13 protein-coding genes and 1 pseudogene are annotated in these 15,989 nt (G+C 70.0%); 7 read left to right on the top strand and 7 right to left on the bottom strand.

The features are described 5' to 3' along the window. Positions 1-713 precede the first annotated feature (713 nt). Positions 714-1,805 carry an endo-1,4-beta-xylanase gene (locus ACFYPN_RS07605; protein WP_389297230.1) on the top strand — a complete coding sequence of 364 codons (1,092 nt, stop codon included), beginning with the start codon at positions 714-716 and terminating at the stop codon, positions 1,803-1,805. Between the two features lie 224 nt (positions 1,806-2,029). Further along, a complete protein-coding gene (locus ACFYPN_RS07610) occupies positions 2,030-3,451 on the top strand; it encodes an endo-1,4-beta-xylanase (protein ID WP_389297232.1) in 1,422 nt (473 codons plus the stop codon). A gap of 112 nt (positions 3,452-3,563) precedes the next feature. Here the strand turns inward: ACFYPN_RS07610 and ACFYPN_RS07615 are convergent, their stop codons facing one another. The 5 genes from ACFYPN_RS07615 to ACFYPN_RS07635 all read right to left on the bottom strand — a co-directional run bounded on the left by ACFYPN_RS07615 (position 3,564) and on the right by ACFYPN_RS07635 (position 9,900). After that, positions 3,564-4,199, bottom strand: coding sequence for a DUF4328 domain-containing protein (locus ACFYPN_RS07615; protein ID WP_358764214.1), 636 nt, complete (start codon positions 4,197-4,199; stop codon positions 3,564-3,566). 198 nt (positions 4,200-4,397) lie between these two features. Beyond that, a complete protein-coding gene (locus ACFYPN_RS07620) occupies positions 4,398-6,797 on the bottom strand; it encodes a glycoside hydrolase family 3 N-terminal domain-containing protein (protein ID WP_389297233.1) in 2,400 nt (799 codons plus the stop codon). Further along, positions 6,794-7,615, bottom strand: a complete 822-nt coding sequence (locus tag ACFYPN_RS07625; RefSeq protein ID WP_358764217.1) for a carbohydrate ABC transporter permease — start codon at positions 7,613-7,615, stop codon at positions 6,794-6,796. The genes ACFYPN_RS07620 and ACFYPN_RS07625 overlap by 4 nt, the downstream gene beginning before the upstream one ends. Then, on the bottom strand, positions 7,612-8,562 hold the full coding sequence (locus tag ACFYPN_RS07630; protein WP_389297237.1) for a carbohydrate ABC transporter permease: 951 nt from the start codon (positions 8,560-8,562) through the stop codon (positions 7,612-7,614). The genes ACFYPN_RS07625 and ACFYPN_RS07630 overlap by 4 nt, the downstream gene beginning before the upstream one ends. 33 nt (positions 8,563-8,595) lie before the next feature. Then, the gene (locus ACFYPN_RS07635; protein ID WP_358764221.1) at positions 8,596-9,900 is read right to left on the bottom strand and encodes an extracellular solute-binding protein; all 1,305 of its coding nucleotides are present in this window, start codon (positions 9,898-9,900) and stop codon (positions 8,596-8,598) included. A gap of 140 nt (positions 9,901-10,040) precedes the next feature. Between ACFYPN_RS07635 and ACFYPN_RS07640 the strand changes: the two genes are divergently transcribed. Further along, positions 10,041-11,069: a LacI family DNA-binding transcriptional regulator gene (locus ACFYPN_RS07640; protein WP_358764222.1), complete on the top strand. Its 1,029-nt coding sequence runs from the start codon at positions 10,041-10,043 to the stop codon at positions 11,067-11,069. 180 nt (positions 11,070-11,249) lie between these two features. Here ACFYPN_RS07640 and ACFYPN_RS07645 read toward each other — a convergent pair whose 3' ends face one another. Continuing rightward, positions 11,250-11,627 carry a VOC family protein gene (locus ACFYPN_RS07645; RefSeq protein WP_358764226.1) on the bottom strand — a complete coding sequence of 126 codons (378 nt, stop codon included), beginning with the start codon at positions 11,625-11,627 and terminating at the stop codon, positions 11,250-11,252. Between the two features lie 132 nt (positions 11,628-11,759). Here ACFYPN_RS07645 and ACFYPN_RS07650 point away from each other — a divergent pair, with 132 nt between their 5' ends. Further along, positions 11,760-12,263, top strand: a complete 504-nt coding sequence (locus ACFYPN_RS07650) for a GNAT family N-acetyltransferase (RefSeq protein ID WP_358764228.1) — start codon at positions 11,760-11,762, stop codon at positions 12,261-12,263. Between the two features lie 135 nt (positions 12,264-12,398). Beyond that, positions 12,399-12,662 carry a hypothetical protein gene (locus ACFYPN_RS07655; RefSeq protein ID WP_358764230.1) on the top strand — a complete coding sequence of 88 codons (264 nt, stop codon included), beginning with the start codon at positions 12,399-12,401 and terminating at the stop codon, positions 12,660-12,662. A gap of 184 nt (positions 12,663-12,846) precedes the next feature. On the opposite strand, the gene ACFYPN_RS07660 is transcribed toward ACFYPN_RS07655, so the two are convergent. Next, positions 12,847-14,319 carry a cation:proton antiporter gene (locus ACFYPN_RS07660; RefSeq protein ID WP_389297240.1) on the bottom strand — a complete coding sequence of 491 codons (1,473 nt, stop codon included), beginning with the start codon at positions 14,317-14,319 and terminating at the stop codon, positions 12,847-12,849. Positions 14,320-14,767: 448 nt separating this feature from the next. On the opposite strand from ACFYPN_RS07660, the pseudogene ACFYPN_RS07665 reads away from it, so the two are divergent. Beyond that, positions 14,768-14,932: pseudogene (locus tag ACFYPN_RS07665) on the top strand (VWA domain-containing protein); the annotation flags it as partial. A 166-nt stretch (positions 14,933-15,098) separates the two neighbouring features. Next, on the top strand, positions 15,099-15,839 hold the full coding sequence (locus ACFYPN_RS07670; protein ID WP_358764234.1) for a DUF4328 domain-containing protein: 741 nt from the start codon (positions 15,099-15,101) through the stop codon (positions 15,837-15,839). Positions 15,840-15,989: the final 150 nt, after the last annotated feature.

Here is a 15,989-nt window from a genome sequence, read left to right on the forward strand (position 1 = left end):
TCCCGGCCCATCCGCCATCTCTGCTACGACAGTGCCCTGTTGGGACACATGAGCAGCAATGGGCGTACCAGCGGCCGGATGATCCGGGCGCAACCCGGACGAACCGAACCTCCCCGATACGCATGGCACATGCACCTTTCAGGTGTGTCATTTGTGCACGCGCCGGCGAGAGTTACGCACATCACATGGAGATTTGAACAGGATAGCCCTGATGTGCGACGGCGGAGGGCGGCGTGGGAGGACCCGTGTCCCCGGTGCGGAGGGTACGGCTCCGTTCGGCCCGGCGGTGTGCGCCCGGCGCGCGGGATGTCGGGCGGTGCGCGGGTGGGGTGTCGCCCGTGCGGGCCGATCGGCGGCGCGTGCCGTCGGCGGACGCGGGAGTGTCCGGATTCCGGGGTGCGGAGTCGTCGAATCCCGCATGTTCGATGGGGATCACTCGAACGAAAATGTTTCGTTTGTGACGCGCCATTGTTTCGGTGGCAATACATGCCCCAGGATCTGTCTCAGCGCCGACGACGGCTCAGGACTCCACCCCCAGGAGTGTTATGCGCCTGAACCATCCGGTAAGTCCAGGTCACCGCTCCCTCTCCCGAACCGGAGAAGGGCGGAGCGTCACCTGTCGTTTGCCGAGAGAGTTTCGGAGAGACGAGGACCGGGTCACGGCCTCGTCGACGCGACGCACTCAGTCCCACCCTTATGAGGAGTTGCACACCATGCTGTCCAGACGACTCGCCATCGCCGTCGCCACGGGTGCCGTGGCCGCACTGTCCCTCGGTACCGCCGCCCAGGCGGCCCCCGCCCGTCACGCCGGGCACGAGGCGACGCTGCGCACCCTCGCGGAGCGTCCGGACCTGCTCATCGGGACGGCCGTCGACACGAGCGCGCTGGCCGCCGACGCCCCCTACCGGGCCGACGTCACTTCCGAGTTCAGCTCCGTGACCGCGGAGAACGTCATGAAGTGGGAGGTCGTGGAGCCCGCTCGCGGCACCTACGACTGGTCGCAGGCCGACCAACTGGTCTCCTTCGCGCAGAAGCACGGCCAGGAGGTGCGCGGCCACACGCTGCTCTGGCACAACCAGCTGCCGGCCTGGCTCACTTCGGGCGTCGCGGACGGCTCGATCGACACCGGCGAGCTCCGCGCCATCCTGCACCGGCACATCACCGACGAGGTCCGCCATTTCAAGGGCGAGATCTACCAGTGGGACGTCGTCAACGAGGTATTCGACGAGGACGGCAGCTACCGGGACTCCCTGTGGCTGCAGAAGCTCGGCCCGTCCTACATCGCCGACGCCTTCAAGTGGGCCCACGCCGCCGACCCCAAGGCGAAGCTCTTCATGAACGACTACAACGTCGAGGGCGTGAACGCCAAGTCCACCGCCTACTACGACCTGGCCAAGAAGCTCCGCGCGCAGGGCGTACCGGTCCAGGGCCTGGGCATCCAGGGCCACTTGGACATCCAGTACGGCTTCCCGGGTGACGTCGGCGACAACCTGGCCCGTTTCGACGCCCTCGGCCTGCAGACCGCGTTCACCGAGATCGACGTGCGGATGACGCTGCCCGCGGACGCCACCAAGCTGGCCCGTCAGGCCCAGGACTACCGCAGGCTGCTCGACGCCTGCGTCGCAGTGAAGGGGTGCAAGTCCTTCACGGTCTGGGGCTTCAGCGACAAGTACTCCTGGGTGCCGGGCACGTTCACCGGTGAGGGCGCGGCGAACATCATGGACGAGAACTACGTCCGCAAGCCCGCGTACACGGCGCTCGCCGACGGCCTCCGCGCCGCCGCGCGCCGCACCGGCCGGCACTGACCCGGCCGGCACTGACCCGGTCAGCCGGGCGGTGTCCGTCGGATGCCGCCCGGCGCCGGGGCGACCGCGTGTCGCCCCGGCCGCGCGGACGGCGTGCGGCCGCCCCGCACCCGGCCGCCCCATGTTTGGCATGCGCATGGCATTCAGTACGGCGTGCCCCTGATCGTGGCCGTCCCCACGGCGGTCAGTTCCTCCCTGTCCGACGACGGAAGAGAGAAGCAGTCATGACCATCAACGTGTCCGACGCGGGCGGGCGACACCGCTCCCCGTTCCGCGTCCTCGCCCGCAGGGCCCTCGCCCTGGGCGGAGCGGGCCTCGTCTCCGTCACCGGAGTCGTCGCGCTCTCCGGCAGCGCGCACGCCGCCGGAAGCACCCTCGGCGCCGCGGCCGCCGGCCAGGGCCGCTACTTCGGTGCGGCCGTCGCCGCCAACCACCTCGGCGAATCCGGTTACGCGACCACGCTCGACACCGAGTTCAACGCGGTGACGCCGGAGAACGAGATGAAGTGGGACGCCGTCGAGGGCACCCGCAACACCTTCAACTTCTCCAACGCCGACCAGATCGTCAGCCACGCCCAGAGCAAGAACATGAAGGTCCGCGGCCACACGCTGGTCTGGCACTCCCAGTTGCCGAGCTGGGTGAGCGGCCTCGCCGCCGCCGATCTGCGCACCGCCATGAACAACCACATCACCCAGGTGATGACCCACTACAAGGGCAAGATCTACGCCTGGGACGTGGTCAACGAGGCGTTCCAGGACGGCAGCAGCGGCGCACGGCGCTCCTCGCCCTTCCAGGACAAGCTGGGCAACGGCTTCATCGAGGAGGCGTTCACGACCGCGCGGAGCGTCGATCCGGCCGCGAAGCTCTGCTACAACGACTACAACACCGACGGCGTGAACGCGAAGTCCAACGCCGTCTACAACATGGTCAAGGACTTCAAGGCGCGGGGCGTCCCGATCGACTGCGTGGGCTTCCAGAGCCACTTCAACAGCAACTCGCCCGTCCCCTCCGACTACCAGGCGAACCTCCAGCGCTTCGCCGACCTCGGCGTCGACGTGCAGATCACCGAGCTGGACATCGAAGGCTCCGGATCGGCCCAGGCCACCAACTACAGCAACGTCGTCAAGGCCTGCCTCGCCGTGACCCGCTGCGCCGGGATCACCGTCTGGGGCATCCCGGACAAGTACTCGTGGCGGGCGAGCGGCACCCCGCTGCTCTTCGACGACAACTATGGCAAGAAGGCCGCCTACACCGCGGCCCTGACGGCTCTCGGCGGGACCTCCGGCGGCGGCACCACCGACCCGGGCACCGGCGGCGGCACGGACCCCGGCACGGGTACCAGGACCTGCACCGCGACCTACACGGCGACGCAGACGTGGTCCGGCGGCTTCAACGGCCAGGTGACCATCAAGGCGGGCTCCGCCGCGATCACCGGCTGGAGCGTCAAGGTCACCCTCGGGGCCTCGCAGACGACCACCGGAGTCTGGAACGGCACGACCAGCTGGGACAGCACCGGCAAGGTCATGACGATCACACCGAGTTACAACGGCAGCCTGGCGGCCGGAGCTTCGACCAGCTTCGGTTTCACCGTGCAGGCGAACGGCAACACCGCGGCCCCCGCCGTGAGCGTCTGCACCGCGTCCTGATCACCACTGCCGCACGCCCGTCCCCGTACCGGCCGTGAGGCCCCCAGGCGGATGCCCGGTCGCCCTTTCCAGAGGGGGGTGACCGGGCATCCTCGCGTGGGTGCCCCGGCCGTCAGCGGGCGGGAAGCGCGGCGGGCGGCGGGACGGCCCGGCCCGCGCCGGTCGCGGCGTCCACGTCGGCGGTGATCCGTCGGATCAGCAGGATCGCCAGCACCGTCGCGAGCACGCCGACCACGAGGTCGTACGGGGAGAACCCGCCGTTCGTCGGCGCCGTCCCGTTCACCACCACGGAACCGATCGTCTTGGCGACGAACGCGGCCCACCACGCGTAGATCAGCGCCGTGCCACGCGTCGAGCCGCTCGCGTCGCGGATGTCCAGGGCCGCCCGGACCGGGATCCACCAGAGCACGGGGAGGAAGAAGCTCCACATGGTGAGCTTCACGGTGTACCGCAGCGACCCCGGGGCGAGGAGTTCCGCGTTCGCCAGGCATGCCCGGAACCAGAGGAGGAAGGCGATCACCGAGCCGAAGAGCACCAGCGTCTGCGCCGGGGCGGTCACCCGGAAGACCTCCGAACCGGTACCGCCGGCCGCCGCCAGCACGAGCTGCAACACGGTCTGTCCGGCGATCAGCGCCTGCGCGGCAGTCGCCACCCCGCCGGTCGCCCGGAACGCGACACCCTGCGGACGGCCTCCCGGGTCCGGCACGTCCGCGGTGGTTCTGTCGTTCCGACCGTTCGTACCGCTCATGGTGGCCCCCGGGGTCACGGCCCCGCCGTGCCGTCACGCGCGGGAATCGGCGGCAGCCTACTGCGGGGGACCGGACGTCCACCAGTGAATTGATCATGAACGGACGGGGCGCCGGGCTCCGGACGCGCCGGAGCCCGGCCACCCCACTGACGGGCGGCCGGGCTCCGGCGAGAGGCGTTCGGACGTCGTTCCGGGGGTTCAGTGCTCCGTGAGCGTCTCCACCCGGAACTCGGCGTGCAGCCGGCGGGTGTGGTCCACCTTCCGCGCGGGGCCGGTGAGCGTCACCTCCGCGGTGAGGCGCGGGTCCGTGCTGGAGGCGCTGAGCCGCAGCTCCAGCGCACCCGGCTCCACGACGCGTGCGCCGTCGCGGCCCGTGAAGGAGGCGAGGTCGGCGGGGACGCCGACACGCACCCTGGCGGCCTCGCCGGCGGCCAGCTCGACCCGTACGTAACCGGCCAGGCGCTGCACCGGCTGGACGACGGAGGCGACCGGGTCGTGCAGGTAGAGCTGGACCACCTCGACGCCGTCGCGGTCACCCGTGTTCCGTACCGTGCACTCCAGTTCGGCCAGGCCGTCGGTGGGGATCTCCGTCGTCGCGACGGCGAGGTCCGACCACTCGAAGGTCGTGTACGCGAGTCCGTGGCCGAAACCGAACGCGGGCGTCGGGTCGATGTTGGAGACCTCGTTCGCGTGCCCCAGGCGGGCCGCGAGGTAGGTGGACGGCTGCGCGTCCGGCTTCATCGGCACGCTGACGGGAAGCCGCCCGGACGGGGCGACCCGCCCGCTCAGCACCGAGGCGAGCGCGTGGGTGCCCTCCTCGCCCGGGAAGAAGGTCTGCACGACGGCCGCGGCCTCGTCCACCGCGCGGCCGAGCGCGTACGGACGGCCCGCCAGCAGGGTGACGACGACCGGAGTGCCGGTGTCCAGGAGCGCGTCCAGCAGCTGCTGCTGGGCGCCGGGGAGGGTCAGGGAACCGGCGTCGCAGCCCTCGCCGCTGGTGCCCCGGCCGAAGAGACCCGCCCGGTCGCCCAGTGCGGTGATGACGACGTCCGCGTCGCGTGCGGCGGCCAGCGCCTCGCGGAATCCCTCCGTACTGCCGTCGTCGATGCCGCAGCCGGCCGCGGTGACGATCTCGCTGCCGGGGAACTCCGCCACCAACGCCTCGCGCAGCGTGGGAAGTTCCACACCGGCGGGCAGGTTCGGGTGCTGGCTGCCGACGTGCACGGGGAAGGAGTAGCAGCCGAGCACGGCGGTGGCGAGGTCGGCGTTGGGCCCGATCAGGGCGATGCGCGCGGGCGCGTTCCGGCCCCGGAGCGGCAGGGTGCCGTCGTTGCGGAGCAGCACGATGGCCTGCTCGGCGATCCGGCGGGCCAGGGCGCGGTTCGCGTCGCTGTCGAGGACCACCGTGCCGCGCAGCGTCCCGGGGGTGAGTCCGGCGCCGGCGAGGGCTTCGGGAACCGGGTTCCAGTCGGCGTCCAGCAGACCGAGCTGTGCCTTCTGCACGAGGACCCGGCGGGCGGCGCGGTCGATGTCGGTCTCCGCGATGAGTCCCTCGGCGACGGCGGCGCGGAGCGGCTCACCGAACGTCTTGACGGTCGGCAGCTCCACGTCGACGCCGGCGAGGAGCGCGGCGACGGCCGCCTCCCCGAAGGTTCCGACCACACCGTGCAGGGTCTTGAGGAAGGCGATACCGAAGTAGTCGGCGACCACGGTCCCGTCGAAGCCCCAGGTGTCCCTGAGCAGTCCGGTGAGCAGTTCCCTGTCCGCGGCGGACGGGACCCCGTCCGTGTCGGTGTAGGCGTGCATCACCGAGCGCACACCACTCTCCCGCACGGCCATCTCGAACGGCGGCAGGATGACGTCGGCGCGTTCGCGCGAGCCCATGCCGACCGGGGCGAGGTTGCGGCCCGCGCGGGAGGCGGAGTAACCGGCGAAGTGCTTGAGGGTGGCGACGATGCCGGCCTGCTCCAGCCCCTTGATGTAGGCCGTGGCGATCGTGCCGACGAGGTACGGGTCCTCGCCGATGGTCTCCTCCACACGGCCCCAGCGGGCGTCGCGCACCACGTCGAGCACCGGGGCGAGCCCCTGGTGGACGCCGACCGAGCGCATGTCGCGTCCGATGGCCCCGGCCATGTCGCCGATGAGCACCGGGTCGAAGGTCGCGCCCCAGGAGAGCGGCACGGGGTAGGCGGTGGCGCCCCAGGCGGCGAATCCCGCGAGGCACTCCTCATGGGCCACGGCGGGGATGCCGAAGCGGTTGGCGGCGGTGATGGCGCTCTGGGTGCGCAGCAGCGAGAGCGCGCCGAGCGCGGGGTCGACCGGGACCGTACCGAAGGGCCGGGTGAGCTGGCCCAGTCCCTCGGGCAGCAGGTCGGCCAGCGGCGGCGGCTCCTCCATGTCGTGCTGGTGCGGGGCGACTTCGGCGCCTTCGTCGGAGGCGCCCACCCATACTCCGAAGAGCTGGGCGATCTTCTCCTCCAGGGTCATCTCCCGGAGCAGGGCGTCGGCCCGCTCGGTCGGGGTGCGGGACGGGTCCCGCCACAGCGGGAGCGCCACTTCTTCGGCCTGTTCGGTCTGTACGGACACGTGGTCGGTCACTTTCCTCCGACTCCCATCAGCCCCTGTACCAGGGCTCGGCGGGCGAACAGATATACGAGCAGGATGGGAAGCATGGAGAGGACGACAGCCGCGAGCATCCCCGGCATGTCGACCCCGTGCTCGGTCTGGAAGTCGTAGAGGCCCATGGTGATGACCTTGGACCCGGCCGACTGCGTCAGGACGAGCGGGAAGAGGAAGCCGTTCCACGCCTGGAGGGCGGAGAAGACGACGATGGTGGAGATCCCGCTCTTGGAGAGCGGCAGCACCAGCTGGAAGAAGACGCGCCGGTGGGTCGCGCCGTCCATCGTCATGGCCTCGTAGAGCTCCGGCGTGATGTCGCGCATCACGCCGGTGAGGATGAGGGCGCACACCGGCATCGCGAAAGCGGCCGTCGGCAGGATGACGCCGATGAGGTTGTCATACAGTCCCGCCTCGCTCATCGCGAAGAACATGGGCACGATCACGGCCTGCGAGGGAATCGCGAGCCCCAGCAGGAAGAGCCGGAACACCATGCCGATCGTGCGGCTGCGACTGCGGACGATCGCGTACGACAGCGGGGCCACGAGCAGCACGACGATCGCCACCACCGACAGGGTGACGATCACGGTGTTCACGAAATACTGGCCGAACCCGCTGTTGAAGTCGTCGATGTAGTTGTCGAGGGTGAAGTGCTCGGGCAGCGCGAACGGCCCGTTCGACCCGTAGTCGGCTCGGTTCTGGAAGGTCGCGACCAGCATCACGTAGAGGGGGAGGCCCACCACGAGGAGCCAGACGGTGGAGCCGAAGCCGGCGAGGAAATTGGGGCGGCGCCTGCTCACATGCCCTCCATGGTGCTGTTCATCTTGGCGTAGCCCGTGAGGCGCACCATCACCAGGGAGATGATCGTGGCGACCAGGATCAGCATCACGCCGATGGCCGACGCCGCTCCGTAGTCGAAGCTCTTGAAGGCCTTCTGGTACATGTAGTAGGCGCTGATGGTGGTGTCCGTGCCCGGACCGCCCTGGGTCAGGATGAGGACGGTGTCGAACGTCGTCAGTCCGCCGACCACCATGAGGATCATCGAGGTGACGACGCTGTTGCGCAGCTGCGGCAGGGTGATGTGGAAGAACTGCCGGTACCGGCCCGCCCCGTCGATCTCCGCGGCCTGGTAGAGCACCCGGGGTACCGAGCGGGCCGCCCCCTGGTAGATCAGCGTGTGCAGCGGGGTGAACTGCCAGGTGCTGACGAAGATGAGGACTCCGATGGCACTGCTCTGCATGCCGAACAGGTTTCCGTCGCCGAACAGCCACTTGGCGTGTGCCGGGACTCCGAAGTTGGGGTCGAGCACCGCCCGCCACAGCACGGAGACGGCCGTGGCGGAGAGCAGCAGCGGGACGAAGTAGATGGCGGACAGCACGGCCCGGTTGCGCTGGTGCCCGGCTGCCCACACCCCCAGCAGGATGGAGAGCGGGGTCTGCACGACGACGCCCAGGAAGGTGAGCAGCAGGCTGAGCCAGAGGCTCTTGATCATGATCGGGTCGTCGAACAGCTTCTTCCAGTTGTCGAGACCGGCGAACTCCGGGTCGGAGAGTCCGTTCCAGCTCGCGAAGGAGAGGGCGACGACCAGGACGAGCGGGACGATGGCGAAGAGGCCGAAGAAGACGGCGGCCGGAGCCGCCCAGGCGAAGCCGGGGCGACCGGCGCCTTCACGGGAGCGGCCGGGGCGCCGGCCGCTCCGCTCGACCCCTTTGCTGTCCGCGGGGACCGCGGTGGCAGTTGTGGTCATGAGAGGTGTTCCAAGTCGGGTGGTGGAGCGCGGTCAGGAGGTGGGCAGGGCCTGCATCGCCTTGATGAAGCCGTCCACGTCGAGTCCGCCGTTGAAGAACTGCTGCACGGCAGTCGTCATGGCCGTGCCGGCCGTCTGCGGGTACGCCTGGTCCCACGAGAGCTGGAAGGAAGGCGCGTTCTTGACGAGGTCGTACTGGAAGCGGGCGTAGTCGGGGCTCGCGGCGCCGTCCAGCTGCGCTTCGGTGTTCGTCGTGGTCGGCAGGTTGCCGATGGAGAGCTGCGACTTCACGAACTGGTCGGAGTACTGGAGCTTCAGGAACTCGGCGACCGCCTCCGGGTGCTTGGTCTTCTTCAGCACCGAGTAGAAGTTGTTGGTGTTGCCGACGATGTCGGTCGGGGCACCCTTGCCGCCGTCGATGGCCGGGAAGGCGCTGTAGTCGAGGTCCGACTTGGCGAAGTCCGGCTGGGAGTCCTGGAGGGTCGAGTACTCCCACGAACCCATCAGCTCGAAGGCCGCCTTGCCGGTGGCGAGCAGCGTGGGCGAGCCACCGTCGGTGAACTTCACGGAGTCGAAGTTGGTGCCGAAGGCGCCGGCGTCGATGAGCTCCTTGAGCTTGTTGAGCGCGGCCTTGCTGTCGTCGGTCGCCCAGACGTCCTTGTCGCCCTTGATGGCCTTCTGGATGAGCTCGGGGCCGGCGACACGGTCGTAGAGGTACTCGAACCACATCAGCGTCGGCCACTTGTCGCCGCCGCCGAGGGCGATCGGGGTGACGCCCTTCGACTTGAGGACCTTCGACGCGTTCACCAGGTCGTCCCAGGTCTTGGGGGCGGCGAGGCCGTTCTCCTTGAGCACCTTGCTGTTGTTGAACATCAGCACCGGCTGCGTGCCGCGCATCGGGACGCCGTACGCCTTGCCGTCCACCACGGTGCTGTTGAACACCGACGGCAGGAAGTTGTCCTTGAGCCCCGGGTCCTTCGCGATGAAGTCGTCCAGCGGGAGGAGCAGCCCGGCATCCACGAAGGGCTTGATGCTGCCGCCGCCCCAGTTGAAGAAGACGTCCGGAGCCTGCTTGCTGTTGATGATCGTCTGGAGCTTGGCCTGGTAGTCGGCGCCCGGGATGGTGTCCAGGACGGCCTTGACCTTCGACGTCTTGTTGAAGGTGGCGATGAGCTGCTTCTCCACCTTGTTGGTGGCGTCCCCGTAGACCAGTACGTGAATCTTGTCGTCGCCGCCGGACGCGGAGTCGTCCCCTCCGCATGCCGACATGGACAGCGCCATGGCCAGGACGGCCCCGCCGACGAGAGCGGTACGTGGGAGCCGTGTGCGTCGCGTCATGGTCTCGCCTCTCGAAAATGTTTCGGCTTCATTACCGAAACTTCATGCGTCGGGACGCTAGGGCTCGGCGGCAGGAGGGGTCAACCCTCGGGCCTCAAGTTGCTGATTTGTTATCTCTGTTGGCCAATTGTTCGTGCCCTATGCTTCTCACCATGCGCGATGACGAGAACGTGGGCCGCATCACCCTTGCCCAGGTGGCCCAGCAGGCCGGCGTCTCCATTTCGACAGTTTCGAAGGTGCTGAACGGCAGACAGGACGTCGCCGCACCGACTCGGGTCAAGGTGGAACGCCTGCTGGAGACGCACTCCTACCGGCGGACGACGCGGTCCGCCCGTGAGGCGCCGCTGATCGAGCTCGTCTTCCACGAGCTGGAGAGCATCTGGGCGATGGAGCTGATCAGAGGCGTGGAGAACGTCGCCAAGCTCCACGGGGCGGGCGTGGTGCTCACCGAGAGCGGCACCCGCCACTCGCCCAGCCCCGAGTGGATCGAAGGGGTGCTCCAACGCCGACCGCTCGGCGTGGTGCTCGTCTTCTCGGCCCTGCCGGTGGAGTTCAAGCAGCAGCTGCGGTCGCGCTCGATCCCCTTCGTGATCATCGACCCGGCCGGCGACCCCGAACCGGACGTCCCCTCGGTCGGCTCGGCGAACTGGAGCGGCGGCCTCGCCGCGACGCGCCACCTCATCGAGCTGGGCCACCGCCGGATCGGCATCATCACCGGCCCCGAGGACATGATCTGCTCCCTCGCCCGGCTGGACGGCTACCGCTCCGCGATGAGCATGGCCGGCCTGGAAGCCTCGTCCGACCTGGTGCTCTACGGCGACTTCCACGTCGAGGGCGGCTACGACCGGACGATGGAGCTGCTCGCCCTGCCCGATCCGCCCACCGCGATCTTCGCCGGCAGCGACCTCCAGGCCCTCGGCGTGCTCGAAGCGGCGCGGGTCAGCGGACTGCGCGTCCCGCACGACCTCTCCGTGGTCGGGTTCGACGACGTGCCGATCGCCCGCTGGTCCAGCCCCGCCCTCACCACCGTCCACCAGCCCCTGCGGCAGATGGCCGAGGAGGCGGTCCAGATGCTGATACGGCTCCGGGACGAGGCCCCGATGACCACCCGGATGGAGCTGGCCACCAGCCTGGTCGTACGCAACAGCACGGCCGCTCCTCGCGCTTGAGGAACGGCCGTGCTGGGCGGGTGAGCCGGTGACGGCACCGTCGGCGTGGGTCGGTGCGGGCGCGGCCCGTCCGCCACGCACCCCCGCCGCCGTTGGACGGGGTGAGCGTCAGGCGGACGTCGAGGACACCTGACGGCGCGCGCGGGAGCGCGTGGGTCGCGCGTGGACCGGGAGCGTCCCCTACACCGCGGTGAGGGCGAAGCCGTGCCCGGCCGGATCGGCATAGTGACGCGTGTCGCGGAGGCCACCGTTGTTCCGCGCCTCCACCGGAGTGGCCCCCAGCCCGATCGCCTCCCGCTCTGCGGCATCCATGTCCGCCCGCTCGACCCGGATGAGCACATGGGCCTGCTGCGAATCGTCGGGCCGGGGCCAACTCGGCGGTGCGTACCCGAGGTCCCTCCGGATCGCCAGATGCACCCCCGACTCCCCGACGACCTCCACGTAATCGTTGCCCTGCCCCGGCCTGGACTCGGCTCCCAGCAATGCGGCGTAGAACTCGGCCAGTTCCATCGGATCGGCGCTGTCGAGCACGAGAACCAGGGATTTGCGAACTGCCATGCGAGGAACCCCTCCTGCGGCGGACGGACACGAACGAACACGGACGGACGCGCACACGCACGCACCGTCTTCCCCCGCCAGGTCCGCGTAATCCGCTTGCCGGGCCCGGAAATCGTCCGCACGATGAGCGACATGGAGAGCCCACGGATCGCCCCTGCCCCGAAGGTCCGCCGCGCGACGGCCGACGACGTGGAGGCCCTCGTACGGCTCCGAGCCCTGATGCTGGCCGAGATGGGGATGGCGGTCGGGCCCGAGGACGCGCCCTGGCGGGGAACCGCCACCCGGTGGTTCGCCGAACGGCTGCCGATGGAAGCCGTGTTCGCCGCCTTCGTGGTGGACGACCCGGAGTTGGGTGTGGTCAGTAGCGCGGTCGGCAGCTGTGAGCACCGCGCCCCCGGGCCCAACAGCCCCAGCGGCGTGAGCGGCCACCTCTTCAACGTCAGTACCGAACCGGTCGCCCGCCGCAAGGGGTACGCCCGCGCCTGTACCGAGGAGGCGCTGCGCTGGTTCGCCGAGGAGACCGAAGTGACCCTGGTCGGCCTCAACGCGACACCGGACGGGGTCCGCATCTACGAGGCTCTCGGCTTCGGGGCCCCGCGCTACCCGGCCCTGCAGATCCGGCTCGGCTCCTCGTAGTCCCCGGCGTTTTCGTCCCCAACGTTGCCGTTTCCGGGGTTGTCGTTCCCGGGTTGTCGTCCTGGGTTGCCGTCCCTGGGCTTTTCGAGGCCAACGCGGCGTCTGCGGCTCCATGTTCGGGGGCATAAGCCGTCCATGGCATCGAAGAGGCATGTGGCTCTGGCTCCCCGTGCGCTGCGACAGTTGCGGCGCGTGCGCTCCGTCTACCTGGCGGGTGCGCTGCTCTCCCTCCTCGGACTCCTGACGCAGGGGGAGGGATCGGCGCCGCGGCAGACGGCGATCGCGGGGGTGCTCCTCGTGGTGTTCGTCCTGTTGCTGGGCGTGACACTGACGCAGCTCTGGCGACACGGACGAACCGCCCACTGCGGCACCGCCCGGAAGCTGACGCGCTCCGCCTGAGGACTCCCGGGTTCGGAGTGAGAACCGGGCGGGCCGCCCGAGACCCTGCGGCCCGCCCCACTGGTGTGCGCGGGGACCGGCGGTACGACCCGCGTGCGGCGCCACGGCCGGGTGCCCTGCCTTGCCGCGCGCCACGAACCGGCCCCCCGCAGGCGGTGTGCGCCCGCCGGGCCGTCCCAGCGCGTCAGACGCGCTCGCGGGGCGCGTCTCCGCCGCTGCCGAGGCGCTCGGGACCGGCCTCGGGGGTGTCCTTCTCGCCGGCCTTCTCCTCGCCGGCCCCCTTCTCGTCGGCCTTCTTCTCGCCGGCCCCCTTCTCGTCGGCCTTCTCCTCGCCGGCCCCCTTCTCGTCGGCCTTCTTCTCGCCGGCCCTCTCCTCGCCGGCCCTCTCCTCGTCGGTACCGGTCTCGCCGTTCTTCCTGTCGAGGTACGCCGTGATCGGCGTGGCCGACGCGCCGTGCAGCACGACCGAGACGAGCACGGTGAAGACCACGACGGCCCACAACTCGTCCTCCCAGCGCCCGAAGTCTCCCCGGCCGCAGGCGTAGGCGAGATAGAAGAACGAGCCGATGCCCCGGATGCCGAGGAACGAGGTGACCAGCCGTTCCTTGCGCGAGGCGGGGCCCCGCAGCAACGCGACCCACGAGGTCAGCGGCCGTATCAGCAGATGGAGCAGCAGCCCCGTCGCCGCACCCTGCCAGGTGAGGTGGGACAGGGCGCCCGTCGCGATGAAGGCGCCCGTCGCGAAGAGGAGCACCGCCATCAGCAGCCGCTCCATCTGCTCGATGAACTCGTGCAGCACCCGGTGGTACTCGTGCCCCCGTTCGCGGCTGCGCAGGGTGCAGGCGGCCGCGAAGACCGCGAGGAACCCGTAGCCGTGCAGCGATTCGGCGAGGCCGTAGGAGGTGAGGGTCACCGCCAGCGCCACGAACCCCTCGCCGTGCTCGGCGAGTCGCAGCGGCTTCGCACCGGCGTGGAAGAGGACGCGTCCCAGCAACAGGCCCGTCCCCACTCCCACCGCCACCCCGACCGAGAGCCTGACGAGCACGTCGCTCCACGCCCAGTGCACGATCCAGCCGGTGGACGAGACCTGGCCCGCCGCTCCGAGGGCGAGCGCACCGAGGACGAACGGGAACGCGAGCCCGTCGTTGAGCCCTGCCTCGCTCGTCAGGGCGAAGCGCACCTCGTCCTCGTCGTACTCGTCGTCCGTCGGCTCGCCCACCCGTACCTCGGAGGCGAGCACCGGGTCCGTGGGGGCCAGCACCGCCGCGAGCAGCAGCGCGACGTGCGGCGGCCAGTCCAGCAGCAGGAAGGCCACCAGCGCGGTGGCACCGATGGCGATCGGCATCGCCACGCCGAGCAGACGCCACGTCGAGCGCCAAGTCCTCCGTCCGAACGGGCGGTTGATCGCGAGTCCCGCACCCATCAGGGACGCGATCACGCAGAGTTCGGTGAGGTGCTCCGCCCAGTCCCGGTGCTCCGTCGGGTCCACCTGTGGCAGGGGGAGGGGCAGCGGCAGGGCGTACACGATCAGGCCGGAGGCGAGGAACACCATGGGAGGGGAGACGGGCCGGCGCGACAGCAGCCGGGGGAGCACCGCGGCGAGCAGTGCCCCCAAGCCCAGACACCCGTACACCGCACCAGTGGTTGTGATGGCCACGTCCGGCCGCTCCGTCCTGTAGATCGGGCTGATCTGCGCCGTCTACCCCCGGGCGGAGCGTGTAGCGGTGGGGGCGCAGTCCCGAAACGCGGTCGGGGTCCCCGTGCGCCGGTGCGATGTCCCCGGCTCCCGGCAGCGCAACGGGGGTGAGAGGCAAGGGCCGGTGGGCGGACCGGGATGCTGGACGCATGACGAACCCCGCCCCGCCCCGGCCACCGCCACCCTCCCCGCGATCCGCTTTCGTTTCGAACTGACGCCGTGGGAGGAGATCGCACCCTGGGGCCCGGAGCACCCCGTACGGCATTGGTTCCGAGTTGCGGGAAGACGGCGGTCCACCGCATCCGTACGTGGACTACTACGTCGCCCGGCTCTGGGAAGCACTTGCTCGCGAGCGTGTCGGACCCGATGGAACGGGTGCCGGGTGACTTGGTCGCCTCGCCACCGACCCCGCGCGTACACGGGCGACGCCGCGCGCAGCCTGCTGTTCGGTGCGGGCGTCCACCAGACCGTCTCTGCGAAGACGGGCAACAATCCCCGGCTGGAGGTGGACGTGGAGAGCCGCTCCGTGAACCGCAAGATCAAGGCGAGTATCCGCCCGCTCGTCATGCCCTGACGGCTCCGGCTCGGACTCCGGCTCCGGCGCAAGCTGCGGTTCTGGTGGTTCCGGCCCGGACTTCGGTTCCGAATCGAATGGACGTTCCGCTCCGGGAGGGCGTACGTTCCCTCTGCTCGCTCGAAGCGGGCCACATTCTCTTTCATCCGTCCGGGGGGACTCTGTCATGTCCGATGTCGCATTTCCCGAGCAGCAAGCCTGGCCCAGTGCCCCGGCGTCCCCGGTGCCCCGCGCTCCGGAGGGTCTGCTGAAGGCCGTCGTCGCCCTGCTGGGCCTGGTGGCGCTCGCCGACCTCTTCGCCGTGTACGCCGATCTGAACCTCGCGAATCTGATCGGTGACGACGCGAACTTCGTCGCCACCCCCGTCGGGGACCTCGAAGCGGCCGAGAACCTCTACGGCTTCGCCGCGACGCTCTGGTTCACCCCGTACATCGCCTGCGTGGTGGTCTTCCTCGTCTGGTTCTTCCGGATGCGAAAGTACATCGGAGCACTGGCGCAGGACGCCTTCGAACGGGGCGCCGGCTGGGCGATCGGCTCGTGGTTCATACCGATCGGGGCGCTGTGGATGCCCGTCCGCATCGCTCTCCAGATGTGGAACGCCGCCACCCGGACCTGGAGTGCCGAACCGGCACGCTACCCGTCCGCCTGGCCGGTGAGGCTGTGGTGGAGCCTCTTCATCCTCACGACGCTCGCCGGACGGTTCACGAGCGGTCGGTACAACGCCGCCGAATCGCTCACGGAGATCAGGGCCGCCGTCCTCCAGACCGCGGTGAGCGACGGCCTGGACATCCTCGCGGCCGGGGCCGCGGCGTACTTCGCCATACGCCTGACCGCCCTGCACCGCCGCCCGGCCCCGGAGCCCGGCTACTCCGCCCTGGTCCAGCCGGGCTTCCCCGCCGCCCCCTGACGCACTTGCCGGGAGGGATCCCGTGCCGGTCGCGCCAAACCGTTCCTCAAGTCGGTCGAGCCGGTCGAGCCGGTCGAGCCGGTCCGGCCGGGTGCCCCGCGCCCCGTCCTGTCCCGCCCCGTCCGCGCGAGGCTCACCGATGAGGCAGAG

This window comes from Streptomyces sp. NPDC005576 (genome assembly GCF_042871745.1).
In the GTDB taxonomy this organism is placed as follows: domain Bacteria; phylum Actinomycetota; class Actinomycetes; order Streptomycetales; family Streptomycetaceae; genus Streptomyces.